The sequence below is a fragment of the Streptomyces sp. NBRC 110611 genome (assembly GCF_001590865.1).
Lineage (GTDB): Bacteria > Actinomycetota > Actinomycetes > Streptomycetales > Streptomycetaceae > Streptomyces.
Genome location: NZ_BBUY01000010.1, coordinates 241471 through 262658, shown reverse-complemented (window position 1 = coordinate 262658; position 21188 = coordinate 241471). Strand labels below are relative to the sequence as shown.

The window sequence follows — 21188 nt, the reverse complement described above, 5'->3', positions numbered from 1 at the left end:
GGGCGGCAACGCGACCGCCATCGGCGCCTCCGCCAACGTCGTCGTCCTCGGCATCGCCGAACGCAGCCGCCGGCCCATCAGCTTCTGGCAGTTCACCAAGTACGGCCTGATCGTCACGGCCGTCACGGTGGTGCTCTCGGCGGGGTGGATCTGGGTGCGGTACTTCGCTCTCGCCTGATCCCCCGGTCCGGCTCCGGAGCAGGACCGGCCCAGGTCAGAGGGCTGATCCCGGGTATCCCGGGGAAGGGCTCAGGCCGCCACGGAGGCCCGTCCGCACTAAAATGGGGCTGTGGTCCGGCCCAACGAGGAGGTCCAGGCGCTGCTCCAGGAGTACGCGGACCTCGTCCTGATCACCGGCGGAGACGCGTTCAAGGCCCGCGCCTACGAGAAGGCCGCACGTGCCATCGGCGGCTACCACGCCGATGTGTCGAAGCTCGACATCACGGGCCTGCTGGAGATCCCGAGCGTCGGCAGGTCCATCGCCGATAAGGTCACCCAGTACCTGCGGACCGGCACGATGCCCGCCGTGGAGGAGGTCAGGGCGAAGATCCCGGCAGGCGTACGCCAGCTGATGGCCATCCCCACCCTCGGCCCCAGAAAGGCCCTGACGCTCTACCAGGACCTGCACATCTCCTCGGTGCCCGAACTCGTCGACGCGATCCACGAGGAACGGCTGCGCGACCTCAAGGGCTTCGGCCCGCGGACCGAGGAGAACATCCTCCACGGCATCGACCAGCTGCGAGCCTCGGGCGACCGGGTGCCGGTCAACGTCGCCATGGAGATCGCCGAGGAGATCGTGGCCGAGCTGTCCGCCCTGTCCGGCTGTGAACGCTGTGCGTACGCCGGTTCGCTGCGCCGTATGCGGGAGACCGTCGGGGATGTGGACATCCTCGTGGCGGCGGCGGTCTCCGCCCCGTTCATGGACACCTTCGTGCGGCTGCCGGGCACGACCGAGGTCATCGCCCACGGCACGAAGAAGACCTCCATCCGTACCGCCAAGGGCCTCCAGATCGACCTGCGCGTCGTACCGCCCGACTCCTGGGGCGCGGGGCTGCAGTACTTCACCGGCTCCAAGGCGCACAACATCCGCACCCGCGAGATGGCCGTGCGCCACAAGCTCAAACTCTCCGAGTACGGCCTGTTCCACGCCAAGAGCGGCAAGAAGATCGTCTCGCAGACCGAGGAAGAGGTCTACGCCCGGCTCGGTCTGCCCTGGATCCCGCCGACCCTGCGCGAGGACCGCGGCGAGATCGCCGCGGCGCTGCGCGGAGAGCTGCCGGACCTGGTCACGGAGGCGGACATCAGGGGCGACCTGCACACCCACACCGACCTCACGGACGGACTCGCCCCGCTGGAGGAGATGGTGGCGGCCGCGGCCCGGCGGGGCCTGCGCTACTACGCGGTCACCGACCACGCCCCGGACCTCGCCATGCAGCGGATGACCGACGACAAGATGCTGGCCCAGCGCGAGCGGGTACGCGCGCTCGACGGCAAGCACCGGAAGATGCGCCTGCTGCACGGCACCGAGCTCAACATCGGCCCGGACGGGACGGTGGACTGGCCGGAGGAGTTCCTGCGCGGCTTCGACGTCTGCGTGGCCTCCGTCCACTCCCACTTCCGCCAGGGGCGGGACGCCCTGACCCGGCGGCTGCTCACAGCCTGCGAGAACCCACAGGTCAACATCATCGGACACCCGACCACCCGGATCATCGGCAAGCGCGCGGCCCTCGATGTGGACCTCGACGCGGTGTTCGCCGCCTGTGCCCGCACCGGGACGGCACTGGAGATCAACGCCCACCCCGACCGACTCGACCTGTCCGACGAGCACATCCTGCGCGCCAGGCGGTACGGCGTGAAGTTCGCCGTCAACACGGACGCCCACGCACCGCTCCACCTGGACTTCCTGCGCTACGGCGTGGGCATCGCGCAGCGGGGCTGGCTGACCGCGGACGAGGTGATCAACACCTGGACCCTGCCACGGCTGCGCCGGTTCCTTCGCAAGGAAAACACTGCGACGGGCTCCGCGCGCAGATCGCCCTAATCTGGTAGTACCACTGTCCCCGAGCCGGGGGAAGATCATGGAACTCGGATTTCTCAAGCCGCTCTTCGACCGTCCGGGCCCATGGGCCTCTGTGTACATCGACACCACCCGCGCGACCGAGGACGCGCAGAAGCAGCAGAAACTCCGCGAGCGCTCGATCGCGTCGCAGCTGATCGACGCGGGTGCCGATGCGTACACGTGCCGCGCGGTGATGGACCGGCTCGCCCATGAACCGGTCTCCGGGGCGCCGCCCGGCCGTGCCGTCTTCGCCGCGGGCGCCGAGGTCGTGCTCGACATCCCGCTCAGCGTGCCCCCGATCACCGGCGAGGCCACGTGGTCCCTGCTGCCGCATATCGCCCCGCTTCCCGGCCTGATCGGTGAGCAGCCGGCGTGCATGGTCGCGTACATCGACCGCACCGGCGCCGACATGGAGCTCCACGAGGCGCAGCGCAGCCGTACGGTGGCCACCGCGGACGGCAAGGAGTGGCGGGGCCGAGGACACCGCAGCATCCCCACGGACCGGTACGAGTGGCACTACCGGAACAAGGTCGAGAACACCTGGAACGAGACCGCCGAGATCATCGCCGACGAGCTCACCCGGCAGTGGCCGGAGAGCGGCGCACAGCTGCTGGTCCTGACCGGCGACCCCCGCGAGCGCCGCGCCGTGTACAACCGGCTGCCCGAGCGGATACGGGCCGTCACCGTCGAGGCCGAGAACGGCAGCAGGTCGGCGGGCGCCTCCAAGCGCCTGCTCAACCGGGAGATCGCGCAGGCCCGCGCGCAGTACGCGCACTCCCGGCTGGAAGACGCCCTCAACCGCTTCCGCGCCGGGCGCGGCCGCCCCGGCGAGCACGGTGCCCGCGGTGTCGACAGCAACCCCGGAGACGCCGCGGAGGGCGTGCCGGCCGTGGTGGACGCCGCCCGCAGCCACCAGGTCGACACCCTGCTCCTCGGGCAGGACGCGTCCGACGCAGGCCGCGACGTCTGGATCGGGCCGGGCGTCGACCAGGTCGCCGTCCAGCGCGGCCAGGCGCAGGCGATGGGCGTCAGCAAGCCCCAGCGGGCACGTGCGGACGACGCCGTGCTGCGTGCCGCGGCGGCGGCCGACGCCGAGGTGCTGCTGGTCCCCGAAGGCGTGCCGGGCCCGTCGGGCGGCTTCGGCGCGGTACTGCGCTGGATCGCCTGAGGCGCCGGCCCACACCCGTGGGCGGGATCGGCTCCCGGCGGCCCGGCCGCCGGGACGCCGACCCGCACCACGCCGCGCCCCGGCAGCCCGGGCCGGCCCGCGACGCATTTCTCACCGCCGTCGTCGGCGCAGCCAGCTGAATTTCATCGAACACCGATTCTTCCGTCGTACGCGATACCCCATTTCAGTTCCCCAATACGAGACCTCTCCTTACTCACGGGAAACAGCACTCACACCCGGCATCACCCGTACACGAAAGGGATATTGAATGCAGGGTGGATTGTCCTTCTTTCCTACGTGGGCTTGCCGTGCATCGCCGATATGACGCTAGTATTCCTATGCGTCAAAGCCCCTGGCATACGACGAAATCCAGGAGATCGCGAATGCAGCGGGTTTCCGGCATATCGATTTCAGGTTCGACCAGGGCGTACGACAGGTACATCACTACTGAGGAGGCGTCATGAAGAAGGCGTACGAAGCCCCGACACTCGTCCGTCTCGGCACGTTCCGTCAGCTGACCGGTCTCTTGGGGAGGGCCGGTAACGACCGTCTCATCCTCAGCAAGAACTGAGGCGGTATCGGCTCTCGGTATCCGCGCTATGTCCACGTCGTATGAGACGGGGGGAGTGGGCCCCGGTGACGCACACTTCGCGGTCTTTCCCGACCGTGCGGAGGCGATCGCCGCGGCCCGCTCCTTCCTCCGTCCGGAAGTCCGGGTCCTGGCACATCCCTCGGGCCGGCCGTGGCTGGCCGGCCGGTGGAGCGACCAGGAAATCGTCACCGCGTACGCCGGACGGACCGCCCTCGCCGTGGTGGGCTGCTGCCCGGTCGGCGCGGACGAACTCAAGGGGTACGCAGACCGGTTGCGGGACCTCACCGACCTCGACGCACTGGCCCGACGGCTGCCCGGCAGCTTCCACCTCGTCGCCGCGCTCGACGGGCGACTGCGTGTGCAGGGGACCGCGTCCGGCCTCCGCCTCGTCTTCCATACCGCCGTCGACGGCGTGCGGGTGGCCGCCACCAGCGCCGATGTGCTCGCGGCCGCGATCGGCGCCGAGCCGGACGAGGAGCGGCTGGCCGTACGGCTGTTGTGGCCGACGCCCTACCCGCTGTCGGAGACCTCTCTCTGGCGCGGCGTGACGGCCGTGCCCCCCGAGGACGCGCTGATCATCGCGCCGGACGGACGGACCGCGCGGCACGCCCGCTGGTGGACACCGCCCGAGCCGGTACGTTCCCTGGCCGAGAGCGCGCCCCTGGTGCGGGAGGCGCTGTCGGAGGCCGTCGACGCCCGTACCCACGCGGGCGGCGTGGTCAGCTGCGACCTGTCCGGCGGTCTGGACTCCACCTCGGTCTGCTTCCTGGCCGCACGGTCACCGGCCCATGTGGTGGCCAGCACCTGGCCCGGCCGCGACCCCGCCGACTGCGACCTGTACTGGGCCGAGAAGGCCGCCGGCTTCCTCCCGGACGTCGAGCACGTGATCTGGGACGCCGACGAATCGCCGCTGGTGTACGACGGCCTGCTGGCCATCGACGACCTCATCGACGAGCCCACCATCGGCGTCATGGACCGGTCCCGCGTCCTGTACCACCTGCCGGAGCTGGGCCGGCGAGGCAGCCGACTGCACCTCACCGGGATCGGAGGCGACCATGTCGCCTGGTGCTCCGAGGCGTACTACCACCGCCTGGTCCGGACCCGACCGCTGCGCGCCCTCCGGAACCTGCGCGGCTTCCGGACGCTGTTCCACTGGCCGCTGGGCGCAACCGTGCGCGCCCTGGCCGACTCCCGCTCGTACGGACAGTGGCTCGGGCACACCGGCCGCCGGCTGCGCGAGGCGCCGGCGCCGCTGGTCAGCGGAGCCCTCGGCTGGGGATCAGCACCGCGCCTGTTCGACTGGGTCACCCCCGAGGCGGCGCAGATCGCCGGGCGGGCGCTGCGCGACGCGGCGGAGAGCGCCGTTCCGCTCCACCCCGACCGGGGCATGCACGCCGACCTCGAACAGATCCGCGGCTGCACGCGGATCGTCCGGCAGTGGGACCGGATGGCCGCCCGCGCGGGCGTGCCCATGGCCTCACCGTTCTTCGACGACCGGGTGATCGAGGCCTGCCTGGCCGCCGACCCCGTCGAGCGCGTCACGCCCTGGGCCTACAAGCCGCTGCTGACCGCCGCGATGCGGCAGGTCGTGCCGGACGTGTGTCTGGAGCGCGCCAACAAGGCACAGGCGTCCATGGACGCCGCCAACGGGCTGCGTGAACGCCGTGGTGACCTCATGGAATTGTGGGAGGACTCCCATCTGGCCCGGCTCGGCCTGGTGGATGGGCAGGCGCTGAGGGAGCTGGCCCGACGGCCCTCCGCACCCGAACTCAAAGAAGCAATTCTGTATTCGACGATCGCTTGCGAAGTGTGGTTGCGAAGCCTTTCTCGCAAGCGGCAAGAGATTTCCAGTGACTGACGGCTCGACTGACGGTTCGACTGACGGCTCAAGGGTCGCCGACGCACGGAGGAAGATGTTCTCCGGCACGGCGGTAAAGCCTCTCCGGCGCACGGCAGAAAAGGACTCGGAATATGGCACTGCAGCTCGCCAAAGATGTCACCGCCGCGGAGACGGAGTACGGCACCGTCCTGCTCGACCAACGCAGCGGAGACTACTGGGAGCTCAACCCCACCGGCACGATCGTGATCCGGACACTGCTCGAAGGCGGTGAGGAAGCGGACGCGGTCGACGCGGTCGTCGCCGAGTTCGACATCGGCCGGTCCCGGGCCGCACAGGATGTCGCGGCCCTCCTCGACCTGCTGCGGACCTCGGGGCTGACCGCATGACCACACCGAGCGCACTGACTCGGCCAACGGGCATCCCGCGCACCCGGCGGCTGGCCGCACGGCTCGTCCTCCTCGCCGCCTTCCCGCTGTCCGTCCTGCCACCACGCCGGATCCGGGCGGTGCTCGAGGCCGTACGCCGTGGCGCGGCGCCCGCGTCCGCCGCGCAGGCCAAGTCCGCCCGGGACGCGATCTGTGCCGTCAGCCTCTTCTGCGCGGGCCCCCGTGGCTGCCTGCCACGCTCACTGGGCACCGCGCTGCTGTGCCGCCTCGGGGGGACCTGGCCCACCTGGTGCACCGGGGTACGCCTGGTGCCCCCGTTCACGGCCCACGCCTGGGTGGAGATCGACGGCAGGCTGGTGGACGAAGGCGTACCGGACGACTACTTCAACCGCCTCCTGACCGTCCCCCCGGCCCCGCGGCCGCCCCGTTGAGCCGTCCGGGACGGCGCCTGCCCGTCCCGGACGTCCGCGTCCGGCCGCCGCCCCCGCGCACGACGGCCGCTCGGCTCAGCTCACCGTCTGGTCGCCGTCGGGAAGGTCCTCGACCGTCACCTTGTCCCGCGGCACCCCGAGTCCGTCCGCCACCGCCCTGGCCAGGCCGTCCGGGTCGGGCTCGGTGGGTACGGGTACCCGCTCGCCCTCCGCGTGGCTCTCGATCGCCTTGGCGAAGTAGCTCGGGTGCCAGGCACCGACGGCACCCCTGACCTCCACCGCACGTACCGCCCGCGCGCCGATGCGCTGCCCGACCGCCGCGAGGATCCGGTCCGACCGGTACTCCCCCGGCACCTGGAACAGGCTGGCGTGCGCGCCCACCATTCCGCCGCCCCGGAGGCGGACGGTCACCGTCAGGCAACTCGTCACGCTCGGGTAGGTGAGGGTCCCCCCGGGCCCGACCTCGCCGACCTGCCCCTCACTGATCCTGACGTTCGCGGGTGCGCCGGGCCCCGGCGTACGGGCGGAAGCGGAAGGCGTCGCCGCCACCGGGCCCGAGTGGAGTCCGGTCGCGGCCGCCGGCTGAGCCTGGGTCATCACCCCACAGGTCGCGCTCAGGGAGAGGACCAGCAGTGTGGTGACGGGTGCCCACGCCATGCCGTCCGGTCGAGCCCGGAGCGGCCGCCTCCACCGGTCCTGCCGCATCCGCGCCACATGCCTCTCCGTCTCAGGGGCGGGTATCCCGCCTCCCCTCCCCCGGGTTCTCCCCGTCCCCTGGCTGCTGCCCATGCCGTAGCTCCTTCCCTTCCTGTGACTTCTTCCGTTTCCGGTCCCGCAACCGTCCAGCTCTCGCCCCGATGCCGTACCGGAAGGACAACCCTCACACGACGGGGCCCGGGATGACGACGCGGCCCAGTGGCCTGGCCGTCAGCTCCGGTCGCCCTCGCGGAAATGCGCGACCCGGCCGTCCCGCAGCGCGAGGTGGGAGCCGGTGAACCGGGAGCGCATCCGGCGGTCATGGGTGACGACCACCACGGCGCCCCGGTAGTCGGCCAGTGCCCGTTCCAGTTCCTCGACGAGGGCGGGAGACAGATGGTTGGTCGGCTCGTCCAGCAACAGCAGGTCCACCGGCTCGACGACGAGCCGGGCCAGTTCGATCCGGCGCCGCTGACCGTACGACAGCTCCCCCACCCGTAGCCGCAGCTCCGCCGGTCCGAACAGGCCGAGCGAGAGCAGGGATTGAGCGTGCTCGTCCTCCGTTCCCGCGCGCCCCTGGGCGAACGCTTGCAGCACGGTCAGATCCGGGGCCCAGGGCGTCCCCTCCTGCCGCAGGTGCCCGACGCGCCCGGGTACCCGTACCGATCCGCTGTCCGGCCGCAGTTCCCCGGCCAGCACCCGCAGCAAGGTGCTCTTGCCCGCCCCGTTGGGCCCGGTGACCAGCAGCCGTTGGGCGGCCCCCAGGTGCAGTGCGGGCAGCCGAAGGCGACCCCCGACATGCAGGCCGAGGACTTCGGCCGCCACCTGGCACGATGGCGTCGGCACTTCGCCCGGAGTCTTCTCCTGCCCGGCCGCCGTGGCGATACGGGCGGTGAAGACGAGCGGGGCCGCGGGCGGGGCGACGGGGTCGTCCGTCAGCCGCTCCAGGCGCGCCTTGGCGTTGCGGATACGGCCCATCGCACCGTGTCCGCGGCCACGCGACCGGAAGGCGCCATGGCCGAAGACGGCGAACGGCAGCTTGCGCGGTATGCCGTTCAGCCGCGCCACCTGGGATTCCACCAGCCGCCGGTTGCGGGCCAGTTCGGCCCGCCACTCCTCGTACTCCCGTAGCCGCCGCCGGCGCTCGGCCTCCTTGGCGGCGAGATAGCCGTCGTATCCGTCCCCGTATCGCGAGACCGTGCCGGAGCCGACTTCCAGGACGGTGGCGGTGAGCCGTTCCAGGAACACCCGGTCATGGGTGACCGCGACCACGGTGCCCCGGTGAGCCCGCAGGTGCTCCTCCAGCCAGCTCACGGCCTGGTCGTCCAGGTCGTTGGTCGGCTCGTCCAGCAGGAGCAGTTCCGGCTGGGAGGCGAGCGTGGCGGCCAGCGCCAGTCGGGACCGCTCACCACCGGACAGGGTGCCCAGCCGCCTGCCGCGCGCCAGGGTCGGCAGCCCGAGGCCGTGCAGGGCGCTGTCCACCCGTGCCTCGGCCGCGTATCCGCCGCGCGCCTCGTAGCGCTCCACCAGGTCCGCGTAGACCGCGAGGGCGCCGTCGAGCCCGGCCTCCACGTCCCGGCGGCCCAGGTCGGCCTCGGCCCGGCGCATGCGCACTTCGAGGTCACGAAGGTCGGCCAGGGCGAGATCAACGGCGTCCTGGACGGTGGCCTGCGGCGGCAGCTCCAGGGCCTGCGCGAGGTAGCCGGTACCGCCGGGCGCGCGGACGGTCACCTCGCCGTTGTCAGCCGCCAGCCGCCCGGACATCAGCTTCAGGAGCGTGGACTTCCCCGACCCGTTGTCGCCGACGACACCCACCTTCTCCCCTGGTTTGACGGCGAACGAGACCCCGTCGAGGACGACATGGTCGGCGTAGCGCTTGGTGACGTCGTGGAACGCCAGCTGCGCGGTGCGGACAGAGGCGGCAGCGGCGAAGGGGGAGGCAGTGGAGGCGACGGAGGGAGAGGAAGAGGAGGGGGAGGAAAAGGGAGAAGTCGAAGAGGCGTGCATGGGGGTACCCCCTTGTTCTCGGCGACAAGACCGCCGGGGCAGATGTCAGATGGCAGAGGTCGATGACACGTCCGCGTACCTGGCGGGCCCGCACGGGGCGTCGGCACACGGGAGGGCGACGGTGGCGGCGGAGCTCAGCTCGACGCGGCCACGCGCCCGGTCATCACAGAAACAGGGAACCCATGCGCAGCACCGTACCCCCCGGAAGCCACCCTGGCAAGACGAATCGTCTCGCCTCGTTCGCGCAGCCCGCCCCATGGGCACCATGGCCCACCGCCATATGCCCAACTACCCTGCTTTTCATGAGGGTTGATATGAACAGAAAGCCCACCGGTGGGCCCACTGGCGGACCCACCGGCAAACCCACCGCGCGTCCGGAGCCGGAACAGAGGAGGGCTCTGACGCACCACCCCCGTGTGGCGGCCTTCCTGCGGCGGACGGCCTGCACGGCAGTCCTGGCCTCCGCACTGACACTCACCGCCCCACCGGCGTCGGCGGCCACGCCCCAAGCACCGACGGCCACGTCCCGCACCTCGTCGGCAGTCAAGGCACCCGCACCCACCACCGCACCCCTCGACCGGTGCGCACAACAGGCACACACGGAGGTATTCCGGGCGGGCGGCCCACCCCTGCTCGACTGGCGGGAGAACCTGGAGTTCGACGGGCACGGCACACTCTGGGTCTCGCACGTCACCCGGCACCGGGTCGAGGGGTACGCCCCCGACGGGACGCTCAGGACCAGCTTCCCGGTGAACGGACCCGGCGGCATCCGGCGTGGACCCGACGGGATGATGTATGTCAACTTCGGCTTGAATCCCCTGACTTCATGGGTCTCGGGCGGCGGCATCCTCCGCTTCGACCCGACCGCCGCCACGCCGAAACCGGTGAAGGTGGTGGACGGGGTGTCCGGTGTCAACGGTCTGGCCATCGACGCCGACGGCAATTTCTACCTCGGCCGCGAACTGGCCACCGGCATCCTCAAGATTCGCCCGGACGGCACGACGGACGAGAAGTGGACACGGGCCGCGAACATCTTCGGCACCAACGGCCTGCAGATCGTCGGCGACCAGCTGTACGCGAGCGTCCTCACCAACGCCGCCTCCCCCGTCGTACGGATCCCCCTGAACGATCCCGCCCACCACACCACGGTCACCCACCTCAGCCCCCGCCCCTTCGACATCAAACTCCTTGACGACCTCACCGCCTTCGACGGCAATCTGCTCGTCACCTCCTTCCGGGACGGCGAACTCATCCAGGTGGAACCCACCACCGGCCGCTCCTGCATCCTCGCGACCGGCCTGCGCATGCCGACCAGCGTGCGGCTCGCCCGCGGCTTCGGTGATCACAGCGCACAGCGCGCCCTGTTCGTCTCCGAAGCCTCCGGCCGCATCGTGAAGGTCACCGTTCCCCGGCACGGGGCCGGCTGAGCACGGGACGTACGCCGCCCCCGCCGGCCGTCCGAGGGCCCGAGAACCCGAGAGCGCGAGTCCACGGCCAAAAGCGTTTGTCCGCCTGTGTGGTACCGCACTACCTTGCCGACGTGGATCTCTTCTCACGCTCTTGGACGGCGTTGCGTACGGCGGTCGCCGAACTCCCGGACGAGGACTTCGTGCGGCCGTCCGGCTGCGCCGGCTGGCTCGTACGGGACCTGGTGTGCCATCTGATCATCGATGCTCAGGACGTCCTGATCACCCTCGTGACCCCCGCCGAATCGGAACCGACTCACGACGCGGTGACCTACTGGGACGTCGCCGATACACCACCGACCGGCGACGACCCGCTCGACGCGCTGATCGTCCGGCTGGCCGCCGCGTACGAGGAGCCCCGGCTGCTCAAGTTCCACCTCGACGATCTCGGCTCCGCCGCCGGCCGCGCCGCCCAACTCGCCGACCCGGACCTCCCGGTCAGCACCCAGAACAAGATTCTCACCGCGGGCGACTACCTCTCCGCATACGTCCTGGAGTGGACGCTGCACCACCTCGACCTGATCGCACACCTCCCGGACGCGGGGGAACCCTCCCCCGGCTCTCCACTCAGTTCGGGCAGGACAGGCCCCACCGCGGAGGGGCTCGCCCGATCCCGCGACATGCTGGAAGAGATCGCCGGGTCCGCGTTCCCCGCGTCACTCTCCGACCGGGAAGCGCTCCTGATCGGCACCGGGCGTCGCGCCCCCACCGACACGGAGAAGGCCGAACTGGGCGAGCTGACGACGAAGCTCCCGCTCGTCATCGGGTAGCCCCTGGATGGCTGCATCGGGTGGCCCCTGGACGGCGCACCGCAGCGGAGCGGGCCGACGCCGCCGGCGCCCGGCCGCTGGAGCCGGACTGGCCCGAGGGCGGCCCGGCTCCAGCGGCTCCTTCCAGGCAGAGATCTCCTGCTGGGGGGTGAGTCGTCGGCTAACGAGTGGTGCGGCGCCGGGCCGCGTACACCGTGGCGCCTCCAGCGAGGACCAGGGCCGTGGCGGTACCGAGCAGGGTGCCGCTGGGGACACTGGAGCCGGTGGCGGCGAGGGCACCGCCGCCGGTGCCGCTGCTGAAGCTGGGCGACCCGGATCCGCCGACCGCCGACGCCTCACCAGCACCAGAGCCAGAACCTGAGCCTGAGGCGGTGGCACCGGAACCGGTACCAGAACCGGAACCGGAACCGGAACCGGAACCACCGTTGGCCGAATCGTTTTCACCGCTCGGAAGCTGGGCGTTCTTGTCCACGGAGACGACGAGCGTCACCGGGTCCAGGGCCTGTCCCGGCTTGTACATGTTGTCGAAAGCCGTGGCGCCCGCAGCGGTGAGCGTGGCCGGGACCTTGTCGAGCGTGACGACGCCCTTGGCCGGGTTGAGCGCGCCCGACGGGACCTTCAGGTCGGCAACCGGCATGGCGTCGGTGGTGGTGACCTTGCCGGACGTGCGGGACTTGGCGGACACATCGGCGGTCAGCGTGCCCTTGCTGCCTTGCACCTTGACTTTGAGGTTGCCGAACTTCAGGTCCAGGGCACCGGAGTGGGCGAGGAACCGTACGGAGCCGTTGAAGCCGGCGTCCAGGGTGGCCTTCGTGGCGTCGTGCGTACCGTGGCCCTTCGGGAAGCGGTAGCCGGCGCCGGACGCCGCGGCGCCACCGTCCGTTTCGGCCTTTCCGCCGCCGATCGGTCCGGTGACATAGTCCCGGAAGGACTTCTTGACGCCCCAGTCGAGGGCACCGTCGACGATCTCTCCGGTGGCGGCCGTAGCGGCCTTGGTGGCCGGCCGTTCCGCCGGATGCCGAGCGGGCGGTATCTGGTCCGGAGTGCGCTCGTGATCCGGGTTCGTGGCCGGGCCCGGAGCCGGGGCCGGGTGTGGGTCCGGGGCCGGGGCCGGGGCGGGCTTGCCGGTGGATGTCGCCGGAGTGACGGACAAGCTGACGGGATCGAGTTCCTGGCCCTCCCGGTACATGCCGTTGAAGGCCTTCGCGCCCTCGGCGGTCAGTTTCGCGGGGATTCCCGCGAAGGTCATCGCCCCGTCCGCACCACTGCCGGGCTGTACCCCGCCCAAGTTCAGCGAGGCCAGGGCGACATCGTCCTGGGTCTTACCGGACGCGGTGATATCGGCGGTGATGGTGCCGTCGGTTCCGTGTGTCGACACCTTGAGGTCGGCCAGCTTGATGTCGAAACCGTGAAACCGCGAGGTGAAGCGGACGCTGCCCTGGAAGGTGGCGGCAACGGCATGACTTCCGGTGTCGTAGCTTCCGGTACCGCCGGTGAAGGTGAACGGGCCGTTTTCCGGGGCCTGTTCGGCGCCGTCGGCGGCCGTGATCGTGCCGAATGCGATCCCGCTGACGTACTTGCGGAACGACTCCTTCACTCCCCAGTCGAGAGTGCCGTGCTTCAAGTCGATCCGTGCGGCTCCGGATTCCCCGCCGGCGGCGAGGGCCACGGACGGCATGCCCAGCGCCGCGGTGGTGGCGAGCGCCGCGACAAAGGCGAGGGATCTGCGTGTGGCGGGCATGAGTGTGACGTCTCCTTCGTGGAGTGGATAGCGGAGTGGATATGTGAAAGGGGGTCGAGGAAAGAGGGAGAGGTGGAAGGGGAAAGGAGGAAAAGGGGGCGAGAGGGAAAAGGGGGAAGGGGTGCGAGGGGAAAGGGGCGCGAGGGCGTGCGGCGAGGGGTCAGGATCCGGTCGGGGGCGGGGGGTTCGGGGCCGCGCGGCGGCGACGGGTCCGCAGGACACGGAAGGTGGCCGCACCGGCGAGCACGATGGCGCCCGCCACCAGGGACAACGGCCGGGCCGCAGAGCCGGCGTGCCCCTCCTCGGCCGCCTGCCCCGGCCGGTCCGCCGTCCTCGGCTCCGCCTGCGGCTTCGTCTGCGGAGCGCGAGCCGACGTGGGATCGCTGCCGAGATCGGGCAGTGCGGGCAGCCGAGTGCCTTCCTTGACGGCGACGGCGAGCGAGACCGGGTCCATGGCCGTGCCCGCCGGGTACATACCCGCGAACGCCTTCGCCCCTTCCGCCGTCAGCTTCGTCGGCGCTTCCTTGACGGCGATCAGACCGTTGTCGGCACTCAGTTGGCCGGCGTCGAAAGTGACCAGCGGAGTGTTACGGGCGATTATGGGGGCGCCCTTACCGCCGGTCGCCCCGGTGGTGACATCGGCGGAGAGGGTGCCCGTGCCGTCCCGTACGGTCACCGTGACAGCGCTCAGCGCGAGGTCGAGGTGGGTACCGGTGAAGCGGAGCGTACCGCTGAAGTGCGCGTCGAGTGTGTGCCGTCGGGCGTCGTACGCACCGCTGCCGTCAGGGAAGCGGAAGAGCGCACCACCGTCCTGGGCGCCGTCGCTCAGCCGCCAGCGGCCGCGGGCGACGGGGCCGGTGACGTACTCCCGGAAGGTCCGGCGTACGCCCCAGTCCACGGCCGCGTCGGCGAATGCCCCGTCACCGTCCCCCTTGCCGCCGTCCTGGCCCTGGCCCGTGTCCTCACCCTTGTGCGGGTCCTTGTCCTCCCCCTCGGCCTTGTTGTCGCCCTGGCCATGCCCCGTCCCGTGCCCCGTGCCGTCGCCCGGCTCTCCCCCTCCCCCGACGCGGACGTCGGCGGAGAAGCTGACCGGGTCGAGGGGCGTACCGGCGGGGTAGTAGCCGGCGAAGGCACGGGCGCCCTGCGCGGTGAGGGTGGCCGGAAGATTGTCGAGGGCGACGGGGGTGCCGCCGCCGCGGGTGTCGAGGCCACTGGCGTCGAGCGTGGCCAGCGGCACCCCGGCGGCCGTGGTGACCTTGCCGGTGCCCTTCTCCTTGCTGGTCATGTCGGCGTAGAGAGTGCCCTTGCCGCCGGAGAGGGCGACGCGGGGCCGGCTGATCGTGAGGTCGAGTTCGTAGGAGCCGTCCGGTTTCCGGTGGGCGGTGAAGTGCACGCCTCCGGAGTAGCCGGCGGTGAAGGCACCGCTGTCCGGATCGTAGCTGCCGGTTGCCGAGTGGAAGCGGAAGCGGCTCCCGCCGACGGTGGCCGAGCCGCCGGTGAGGCGCCAACTCCCCTGGGCGATAGGGCCGGTGACGTACGACTGGAAAGAGGACTTGATCGCCCAGTCGAGCCGCCCCCCGGCCAGCGTACGGTCCGCCGCGTGCGCCGTGCCGGCTGGGAGGAGCGTGGCCGGCGCGCCTGCCAGCAGGACGACGCCGAGCGCGATGGTGACCATCCGGAGCAGCGCGCGCCGCAGACCGTGACATACCAACCGGGTGCGGCGACGGAACGGGCCGCAGGCGGGAGGGTGCGTACGGCCGTCGGCAAGGTCGGCGGCCGGTGGCAACGGCAGCATGAGGCGCCCCCAAAGGACTCGCAATTTAGGCAAGGCTAACCTAAGCTAACTTTGCTTCTGGGGGAACCCGGGCTCCGCACGGACTCGCCGGACCCGGTGAACCGGCGTACAGAGAAAGGCGGGACAGTGACCGCACCCCTTCGACGACGCGTCCAGCACTGGGACAGGTGCCTGCGCGCCATGTCCGGTGCGGCGGCCCTCGCACTGGTCCTCCTCGGCTGTTCGGCCGACGGGACCGGTACGGGCGGCGCACCGGGACCTGCCGCCACCGGCGCGGCGAAACCGGCCGCCGACCGGGTCGAGCCGCTCTCCGGACCCGCGCCGAAGGCCGCACTGCCGACGACCGTACGCTCCGCCGACGGCCGCCAGGTGACGATCCGCAAGACCGGCCGGATCGTGCCGTTGACCGGGGCCCTCTCCGAGATCGTCTTCAGCCTCGGCCTCGGCGACCGGGTGGTGGCCCGGGACATCACCACCACCTTCGAGCAGGCGGGCAAGCTGCCCGTGGTGACCCGCGCACATGACGTCTCGGCCGAGAACGTGCTCTCGCTCAAGCCCGATGTGGTGCTCGCCGATTCCCGTACGGGCCCGGCCGAGGCCATCGAGCAGATCCGTGCTGCGGGTGTCCCCCTGGTCGTCCTGAAACCGGCGACCACGCTCTCCGACGTCGACCAGCGCATCACGGCCGTCGCCGACGCCCTCGGAGTGCCGAAAGCGGGGGACGCGCTGGTCGCCCGGACCGACCAGCGGATGTCGGCCGTGCGCCGCGCCATTCCGCACAAGGACGGCAAGCCCGCCGACCGGCCCCGGGTGGCCTTCCTCTACCTGCGTGGCTCCGCCTCCGTCTATCTCCTCGGCGGTCCCGGCTCCGGTGCCGATTCGCTGATCGAGGCTGCCGGCGGGGTCGACGCGGGCAAGGCCTCCGGGCTGACCGAGGACTTCACACCGATCACCAGCGAGGCACTGGCGAAGGCCGCGCCGGACGTCATCCTCGTCATGACCGAGGGTCTTGAGTCGGTCGGCGGGGTGAACGGGCTGGTGAAGATCCCCGGTGTGGCCGAGACGCCGGCCGGGGCGGACCGCCGAGTGGCATCCGTCGACGACGGTGTGCTGCTCAACTTCGGCCCGCGCACCGACCAGGTGCTGCGCTCGCTGGTCACACAGATCCACACCGGGCGGCAGTCGTGACGGCAGCGGACGTGACGGCGGCGAACGTGGCGACAGTGGAGACGAAGGACGGCGGGGGCCCACCGGATGGAACGGAGGGCGCGGAGGGCAAGGAGGGTGCGAAGGGCAAGGCAGGCGAGGCGGGCACCGCAGCCAGCACCGCGGCCGGCACCGGCTCCCGTGGCCGTCTCCGCCGCACACACACCTTCGGTCTGGCCCTCGGCCTCGCCACCGCCCTGCTGCTCGCCGCTCTGCTCTCCGCCGGGTCGGGTGCGTACGACATCCCCGTCGGTGACGTCGCCCGCTCCCTGCTGCATCAACTGCACCTGGGTGGCGGCGCACTGGACCGGGCCGGTGAGAGCGTGCTGTGGCACGTCCGGCTGCCGCGGGTGGTCCTGGCGATGCTGGTCGGCGCCTCCCTCGGTTGCGCGGGTGCGCTGATGCAGGGCGTCTTCGGCAATCCGCTGGCCGAGCCGGGAGTCATCGGCATCTCGTCCGGTGCGGCGGTCGGCGCGGTCGGCGCCATCGCCCTGGGGCTGACGTTCCTCGGCAACTGGACCGTGACGGTCTGCGCGTTCGGCGCGGGTCTGCTGACCGTGCTGACCGTCTACGCGCTCTCCCGCTCCGGCGGGCGCACCGAAGTCGTCACGCTGATCCTCACCGGCATCGCGGTGAACGCCTTCGCGGGCGCCCTGATCGGCCTGTTCCTGTTCACCGCCGACACGGCGCAGATCACCCAGATCACCTTCTGGCAGCTCGGTTCGCTGGCCCAGGCGACCTGGCCGAAGGTGCTCGCGGTACTTCCCTGTGCCGTCGTGGGCCTGGCGGTGGCACCGCTGTACGCGCGGCGGCTGGATCTGCTGGCGCTCGGCGAGCGGCCCGCCCGGCATCTGGGGGTGGACGTCGAACGGCTGCGCAGGGCGCTGATACTGGTCGTCGCGCTGCTGACCGGCGCCGCGGTCGCGGTGGCCGGTGTCATCACGTTCGTCGGGCTCCTGGTACCGCATCTGCTGCGGATGGCGGTCGGCCCCGGGCACCGCTTCCTGATCCCGGGCAGCGCACTCGGCGGCGCGCTGACGCTGGTCGTCGCCGACCTCGCGGCCCGCACCGTCGCGCAGCCCGCCGAGCTGCCGCTCGGTGTGCTCACCGCGCTCTTCGGCAGCCCGTTCTTCTTCTGGCTGCTGCGCAGAACCCGGCGCAGACAAGGAGGCTGGGCATGAGCCCCGATCAGGGCATGAGGAGGCTGGGCATGAGCTCTGGTCAGGACATGAGGTGGCTGGGCAAGGGACCTGCCCGGGGCGTGACCGGGAGACCGTTCCACCGGCTGTTCCCCCGTCGGGGCAGGCGGCTGCCCGGCACGGTGGCGCCCGGTACCGCCTACGCGGAGGCGGAGGGGCTGGAGGTGCGGCTCGGTGGCCGTACGGTGCTGCGCGGGGTGGATCTGACCGCGCGGGCCGGCGAGGTGCTGGCACTGGTCGGGCCGAACGGCGCGGGCAAATCGACGCTGCTGGCCGCGCTCGCCGCCGATCTCCCCGCCATCGCCGGCACGGTGCGGGTGGGCGGGCTGCCGGCCGGTGACTGGTCGGCCGCGGAGCTGGCGCTGCGCCGCGCCGTACTTCCGCAGTCGGCCACGCTGTCGTTCCCGTTCACGGTGGCGGAGGTGGTGGGCATGGGCCGGGCTCCGTGGGCCGGAACACCAGCTGCGGACACGGACGACGCCGCGGTGACGGAGGCGATGGCGGCGACCGAGGTCGCCGGCTTCGCGGGACGGCCCTTCGCCGCACTGTCCGGAGGCGAACGGGCCCGCGTCGCGCTGGCCCGGGTACTGGCACAACGTGCCCCGCTGCTGCTGCTCGACGAGCCGACCGCGGCGCTGGACCTACGTCATCAGGAGCTGGTGCTCGGTATCTGCCGGGAGCGGGCGGCCACTGGTGACGCGGTGGTGGTCGTCCTGCACGACCTGGGACTGGCCGCAGCGTACGCGGACCGGGTGGCCGTGCTGCACGACGGGTTGATTGCCGCTCAGGGGGCGCCGGGCAGTGTGTTCACGGCGGAGCTGCTGTCACGGGTGTACCGGCAGCCGGTCGAGGTGATCGGGCATCCGGAGAGCGGAATTCCGCTGGTCCTGCCTCGTCGCACGACCTCCCCCGCACCGGCCACAGCCCGGCCGTGACCGCGGCACTCGGGCGCGCCCCACCCACGGCATACGCACAGGGCCAGGGGCCAGGTCCAGGTCCAGGTCCAGGTCCAGGGCAGAAGCCTCCTCGGGCTTCTCCACCCCGACGAGGACGGTGCGGCCGCATCCCCCATCCCGCCCTCAGCCGGGTGACGACTTCATCTTCATCGCGATCACGCGTGCCGGCACGTGGAGCGATGCGGCGCTGCGTCCTCCGGCGCGGATTCGGTGCCGTCGAGGAACCGCAGCAGCACGGCGGCCTCGGCGCGGAGCTGCGCGGCTCGCTCAGCGTGCGCGGGCGCGGTCAACTGCCCTGCCACCGCCAGCCGTTCGGCGGCCTCGGCGCGCACGATATCCACCACACACCGCTCACTCAGCTCACGCCGAACAGCTTCGGTGACACCGACCCCGACCGGCGCGTGCTCAAGGGCCACCCCGCGAAGTTCGCCATCGTCCACGGGCACCGCCTCGGCGTTGTCCAGCGCAGCAAGCGTTGCGCGCAGCGCACTCACCGCAACCTTGTCACGGGCACGCATCGCTTCCGGCAGTGCTTGACGCATACGAAGACGCAAAGACATGCCGGTGACCTTATGGCCGTACCCCTGGACCCACAACACGATTTATGCACCGCTTATGCACCGCACCAGCTCGCCACCTCGGCGAGAACGCGAAGCACGCCTGGAGTACGGATGCGGATGCGGATGCGGATGCGGATGCGGCAGAGAATGCGCCCGATCCGCCCTCATCCGCTCGTGAAGGAGGCGCGGTAGGCGCGCGGGCTGGTGGCGAGGCGGGTCGCGAAGTGCTGGCGCATGGTGACGTCGCTGCCGAAGCCCGCCCGGCGAGCCACCTCGGGCATGGGCAGATCGGTGTGTTCGAGGAGTTTCTGGGCTGCCGCGATGCGCTGGTCGAGGAGCCAGCGCAGCGGGGTCGTCCCGGTGGCGGCGGTGAAGTGCCGGGCAAAGGAGCGTGGGGACATCTCGGCGCGTGCGGCGAGCGCGGGCACGGTGAGCGGCTCGTGGAGGTGGCTGATGGCGTAGGCGCGCACGGCGGCGAGTGCATCCGCGTCGCGGTCGGTGCGAGGGGTGGGGTGCTCGATGAACTGGGCCTGACTGCCGGTGCGGAAGGGTGCGGTGACCATCGACCGGGCGATGGTCGCGGCGGCTTCGGCACCGTGACGGGTCCGTACGAGGTGCAGGCAGAGATCGATGCCCGCCGCCGTGCCTGCGGCCGTCCACAGGTTGCCGTCCTCGACGAACAGGGCGTCGGGCTCGACCCGCACCTGCGGATGCCGCTGCCTGAACAGGTCGACGAGGTTCCAGTGGGTGAGGGCGCGGCGGCCGTCGAGCAGACCGGCCTGAGCGAGCGTGAACGCGCCGCCGCACAGTGCGGCGATGGTGGTACCGCGCGCGTGGGCGCGGCGCAGCGCCTCGCGTACGGCTGCGGGGGCGGGGGTGATGCAGTCGTCCAGGCCGGGGACGAGGATCAGCTCGGCGCGGTCCAGCCAGCGCAGAGTCCGATCCGGCGCGAGGGTGAGACCGCCACGCATCGGTACCGGTGCCCGGTCCGCGGCGACCCGGCGCAGGTCGAAGGCGGGCACCCCGCGGTCGGTACGGTCCATGCCCCATACCTCGGTGATCACCGTCACATCGAAGGCCCGGATGCCGGGGAAGGCGAGCAGCGCGATGCGATGAGGTGACGTCACGCTGGCAGTAAACCATCGATCGCTGACTTCCGGACATCTGGGATCTGCCCTCCGCCGACGCCAACATGAAGATCGCAAACAACAGCCAGACCGCAATCCGCAAACCGCAGACGCACGGATCGCGGAGAACGAAAGGGACCTCGACATGCCTACGAACACGAACACAAACACGGACGCAGGCACGAACACAGACACGGACACGGACAGGAAAGCAGACGCGCAGCCAGACATCGCGCGGAACGCGGCACTGGTTGTCATCGACGTCCAGAAGGGGTTCGACGAGGAGGAGTTCTGGGGACCGCGCAACAACCCTGCCGCTGACCAGAACATCGCCGCGCTGATCACCGCCTGGCAGGAAACGGACCGCCCCGTCGTCTTCGTACGCCATGACTCGCCCAAGCTCGAATCACCACTGCGGCCCGGTTACGAAGGCAACGACTTCAAGGAGTACGTGCAGGCACGGCGCGGCCTCGGCAGCGGTCCGGAACTGCTCGTCACGAAGACCGTGAACTCGGCGTTCTACGGCACTCCCGACCTCCACGCCTGGTTCGAGGCGGCGGGGATCACCCAGTTCGTGGTGGCCGGGATCCAGACCAACATGTGCGCGGAGACCACGGCCCGGATGGGCGGCAACCTCGGCTACCAGGTGCTGTTCCCGCTCGATGCCACGCACACCTTCGACCTGACGGGCCCGTTCGGCTGGCGGAAGTCGGCCGACGAACTGGCCACGGCGTCCGCGATCTCCCTGCACGGGGGCGGCTTCGCCAAGGTCGTCACAACGACGGACCTGCTGACCGCCGTCCGGAAGTAGCGAGACACCCGGCAGCGCGCACCCTCCGTCACGAGAGTGACTATGCGTTTGCACGGGCGAAGCAGGGGAAACCCTCCTCGCGGATCGATCCTGACCGCCGGCCAACAACCACGCGCCGCCCCTGCCGCGCGCAGTCCGTACACAGCAAGAGGACTCGATGAAGCACATCCGCCGTTCGTTCACTGCCCTGGCAGCCGCCGTTCTGCTTTCCCTGGGCAGCCCCGCCCTCGCCGCACCGGCCGGCTCATCCGACTCGACCGACTCATCCGGCTCGACCGGCTCCTCCTCCGAAGCGCTTGAGAGCAACGCCGCCATCCTTCCTGCACTGGGGCCCGGTCTCATCCTGTAGTCGCCCTATATCTATCGGCTTTACCACAC

Annotated in this window: 19 protein-coding genes; 13 read left to right on the top strand and 6 right to left on the bottom strand. The window is 71.0% G+C overall.

Features of this window, described 5'->3' with window-relative positions:
- Positions 1-289 precede the first annotated feature (289 nt).
- The 6 genes from polX to AZE13_RS21895 all read left to right on the top strand — a co-directional run bounded on the left by polX (position 290) and on the right by AZE13_RS21895 (position 6476).
- Positions 290-2041 carry a DNA polymerase/3'-5' exonuclease PolX gene (polX, locus tag AZE13_RS21915; protein WP_066934495.1) on the top strand — a complete coding sequence of 584 codons (1752 nt, stop codon included), beginning with the start codon at positions 290-292 and terminating at the stop codon, positions 2039-2041.
- A gap of 37 nt (positions 2042-2078) precedes the next feature.
- Entirely contained in the window at positions 2079-3227 is a 1149-nt protein-coding gene (locus tag AZE13_RS21910) for a hypothetical protein (RefSeq protein WP_066934493.1), read from the top strand.
- A gap of 460 nt (positions 3228-3687) precedes the next feature.
- Positions 3688-3798 (top strand): keywimysin-related RiPP, encoded by a 111-nt coding sequence (locus AZE13_RS35780; protein ID WP_107288394.1) that lies wholly within the window; start codon positions 3688-3690, stop codon positions 3796-3798.
- A 28-nt stretch (positions 3799-3826) separates the two neighbouring features.
- Complete coding sequence (locus tag AZE13_RS21905) at positions 3827-5677, top strand: lasso peptide isopeptide bond-forming cyclase (RefSeq protein WP_066934491.1); 1851 nt, start codon at positions 3827-3829, stop codon at positions 5675-5677.
- A gap of 113 nt (positions 5678-5790) precedes the next feature.
- Positions 5791-6045 carry a lasso peptide biosynthesis PqqD family chaperone gene (locus AZE13_RS21900; RefSeq protein ID WP_066934488.1) on the top strand — a complete coding sequence of 85 codons (255 nt, stop codon included), beginning with the start codon at positions 5791-5793 and terminating at the stop codon, positions 6043-6045.
- Positions 6042-6476 (top strand): lasso peptide biosynthesis B2 protein, encoded by a 435-nt coding sequence (locus AZE13_RS21895; RefSeq protein WP_066934486.1) that lies wholly within the window; start codon positions 6042-6044, stop codon positions 6474-6476. The genes AZE13_RS21900 and AZE13_RS21895 overlap by 4 nt, the downstream gene beginning before the upstream one ends.
- Before the next feature lie 75 nt (positions 6477-6551).
- Here the strand turns inward: AZE13_RS21895 and AZE13_RS21890 are convergent, their stop codons facing one another.
- Together AZE13_RS21890 and AZE13_RS21885 are read right to left on the bottom strand one after the other, a co-directional pair.
- Positions 6552-7133 carry a hypothetical protein gene (locus tag AZE13_RS21890; protein WP_258527919.1) on the bottom strand — a complete coding sequence of 194 codons (582 nt, stop codon included), beginning with the start codon at positions 7131-7133 and terminating at the stop codon, positions 6552-6554.
- 270 nt (positions 7134-7403) lie between these two features.
- Complete coding sequence (locus tag AZE13_RS21885; protein ID WP_079124245.1) at positions 7404-9179, bottom strand: TlrC/CarA/OleB/SrmB family ABC-F type ribosomal protection protein; 1776 nt, start codon at positions 9177-9179, stop codon at positions 7404-7406.
- Positions 9180-9595: 416 nt separating this feature from the next.
- Between AZE13_RS21885 and AZE13_RS21880 the strand changes: the two genes are divergently transcribed.
- Together AZE13_RS21880 and AZE13_RS21875 are read left to right on the top strand one after the other, a co-directional pair.
- Positions 9596-10606, top strand: a complete 1011-nt coding sequence (locus AZE13_RS21880; protein WP_066934483.1) for an SMP-30/gluconolactonase/LRE family protein — start codon at positions 9596-9598, stop codon at positions 10604-10606.
- 113 nt (positions 10607-10719) lie between these two features.
- Positions 10720-11415: a maleylpyruvate isomerase N-terminal domain-containing protein gene (locus tag AZE13_RS21875; RefSeq protein ID WP_066934601.1), complete on the top strand. Its 696-nt coding sequence runs from the start codon at positions 10720-10722 to the stop codon at positions 11413-11415.
- Positions 11416-11575: 160 nt separating this feature from the next.
- Here the strand turns inward: AZE13_RS21875 and AZE13_RS21870 are convergent, their stop codons facing one another.
- Both AZE13_RS21870 and AZE13_RS21865 read right to left on the bottom strand, forming a co-directional pair.
- Positions 11576-13156, bottom strand: a complete 1581-nt coding sequence (locus AZE13_RS21870; RefSeq protein WP_066934479.1) for an HtaA domain-containing protein — start codon at positions 13154-13156, stop codon at positions 11576-11578.
- A 160-nt stretch (positions 13157-13316) separates the two neighbouring features.
- A complete protein-coding gene (locus AZE13_RS21865; RefSeq protein WP_066934476.1) occupies positions 13317-14831 on the bottom strand; it encodes an HtaA domain-containing protein in 1515 nt (504 codons plus the stop codon).
- Positions 14832-15131: 300 nt separating this feature from the next.
- Between AZE13_RS21865 and AZE13_RS21860 the strand changes: the two genes are divergently transcribed.
- From AZE13_RS21860 to AZE13_RS21850, 3 genes are read left to right on the top strand one after another with little or no spacing between them, the layout of a single operon-like run.
- A complete protein-coding gene (locus AZE13_RS21860; RefSeq protein ID WP_066934473.1) occupies positions 15132-16139 on the top strand; it encodes a hemin ABC transporter substrate-binding protein in 1008 nt (335 codons plus the stop codon).
- The gene (locus AZE13_RS21855) at positions 16136-17338 is read left to right on the top strand and encodes a FecCD family ABC transporter permease (RefSeq protein WP_258527918.1); all 1203 of its coding nucleotides are present in this window, start codon (positions 16136-16138) and stop codon (positions 17336-17338) included. The genes AZE13_RS21860 and AZE13_RS21855 overlap by 4 nt, the downstream gene beginning before the upstream one ends.
- A gap of 47 nt (positions 17339-17385) precedes the next feature.
- Positions 17386-18291 carry a heme ABC transporter ATP-binding protein gene (locus AZE13_RS21850; protein ID WP_079124243.1) on the top strand — a complete coding sequence of 302 codons (906 nt, stop codon included), beginning with the start codon at positions 17386-17388 and terminating at the stop codon, positions 18289-18291.
- A 176-nt stretch (positions 18292-18467) separates the two neighbouring features.
- Here AZE13_RS21850 and AZE13_RS21845 read toward each other — a convergent pair whose 3' ends face one another.
- The gene (locus AZE13_RS21845) at positions 18468-18830 is read right to left on the bottom strand and encodes a hypothetical protein (RefSeq protein WP_066934470.1); all 363 of its coding nucleotides are present in this window, start codon (positions 18828-18830) and stop codon (positions 18468-18470) included.
- 206 nt (positions 18831-19036) lie between these two features.
- Positions 19037-19999 (bottom strand): GlxA family transcriptional regulator, encoded by a 963-nt coding sequence (locus tag AZE13_RS21840; RefSeq protein WP_066934467.1) that lies wholly within the window; start codon positions 19997-19999, stop codon positions 19037-19039.
- A 145-nt stretch (positions 20000-20144) separates the two neighbouring features.
- Here AZE13_RS21840 and AZE13_RS21835 point away from each other — a divergent pair, with 145 nt between their 5' ends.
- Positions 20145-20810, top strand: a complete 666-nt coding sequence (locus AZE13_RS21835) for a cysteine hydrolase family protein (RefSeq protein WP_079124241.1) — start codon at positions 20145-20147, stop codon at positions 20808-20810.
- Positions 20811-20967: 157 nt separating this feature from the next.
- Positions 20968-21159: a hypothetical protein gene (locus AZE13_RS21830; protein WP_066934464.1), complete on the top strand. Its 192-nt coding sequence runs from the start codon at positions 20968-20970 to the stop codon at positions 21157-21159.
- Positions 21160-21188: the final 29 nt, after the last annotated feature.

Excerpts from the sequence above, each read along its gene's own strand:
- AZE13_RS21865 (WP_066934476.1), bottom strand. The coding sequence starts at position 14,831 with ATGGTCACCATCGCGCTCGGCGTCGTCCTGCTGGCAGGCGCGCCGGCC.
- AZE13_RS21905 (WP_066934491.1), top strand. The coding sequence starts at position 3,827 with ATGTCCACGTCGTATGAGACGGGGGGAGTGGGCCCCGGTGACGCACAC.
- AZE13_RS21895 (WP_066934486.1), top strand. The coding sequence starts at position 6,042 with ATGACCACACCGAGCGCACTGACTCGGCCAACGGGCATCCCGCGCACC.
- AZE13_RS21885 (WP_079124245.1), bottom strand. The coding sequence starts at position 9,179 with ATGCACGCCTCTTCGACTTCTCCCTTTTCCTCCCCCTCCTCTTCCTCT.
- AZE13_RS21910 (WP_066934493.1), top strand. The coding sequence starts at position 2,079 with ATGGAACTCGGATTTCTCAAGCCGCTCTTCGACCGTCCGGGCCCATGG.
- AZE13_RS21845 (WP_066934470.1), bottom strand. The coding sequence starts at position 18,830 with ATGCGTGCCCGTGACAAGGTTGCGGTGAGTGCGCTGCGCGCAACGCTT.
- AZE13_RS21835 (WP_079124241.1), top strand. The coding sequence starts at position 20,145 with ATGCCTACGAACACGAACACAAACACGGACGCAGGCACGAACACAGAC.
- AZE13_RS21830 (WP_066934464.1), top strand. The coding sequence starts at position 20,968 with ATGAAGCACATCCGCCGTTCGTTCACTGCCCTGGCAGCCGCCGTTCTG.
- AZE13_RS21870 (WP_066934479.1), bottom strand. The coding sequence starts at position 13,156 with ATGCCCGCCACACGCAGATCCCTCGCCTTTGTCGCGGCGCTCGCCACC.
- AZE13_RS21900 (WP_066934488.1), top strand. The coding sequence starts at position 5,791 with ATGGCACTGCAGCTCGCCAAAGATGTCACCGCCGCGGAGACGGAGTAC.
- AZE13_RS35780 (WP_107288394.1), top strand. The coding sequence starts at position 3,688 with ATGAAGAAGGCGTACGAAGCCCCGACACTCGTCCGTCTCGGCACGTTC.
- AZE13_RS21890 (WP_258527919.1), bottom strand. The coding sequence starts at position 7,133 with ATGGCGTGGGCACCCGTCACCACACTGCTGGTCCTCTCCCTGAGCGCG.
- AZE13_RS21850 (WP_079124243.1), top strand. The coding sequence starts at position 17,386 with ATGAGGTGGCTGGGCAAGGGACCTGCCCGGGGCGTGACCGGGAGACCG.
- AZE13_RS21860 (WP_066934473.1), top strand. The coding sequence starts at position 15,132 with ATGTCCGGTGCGGCGGCCCTCGCACTGGTCCTCCTCGGCTGTTCGGCC.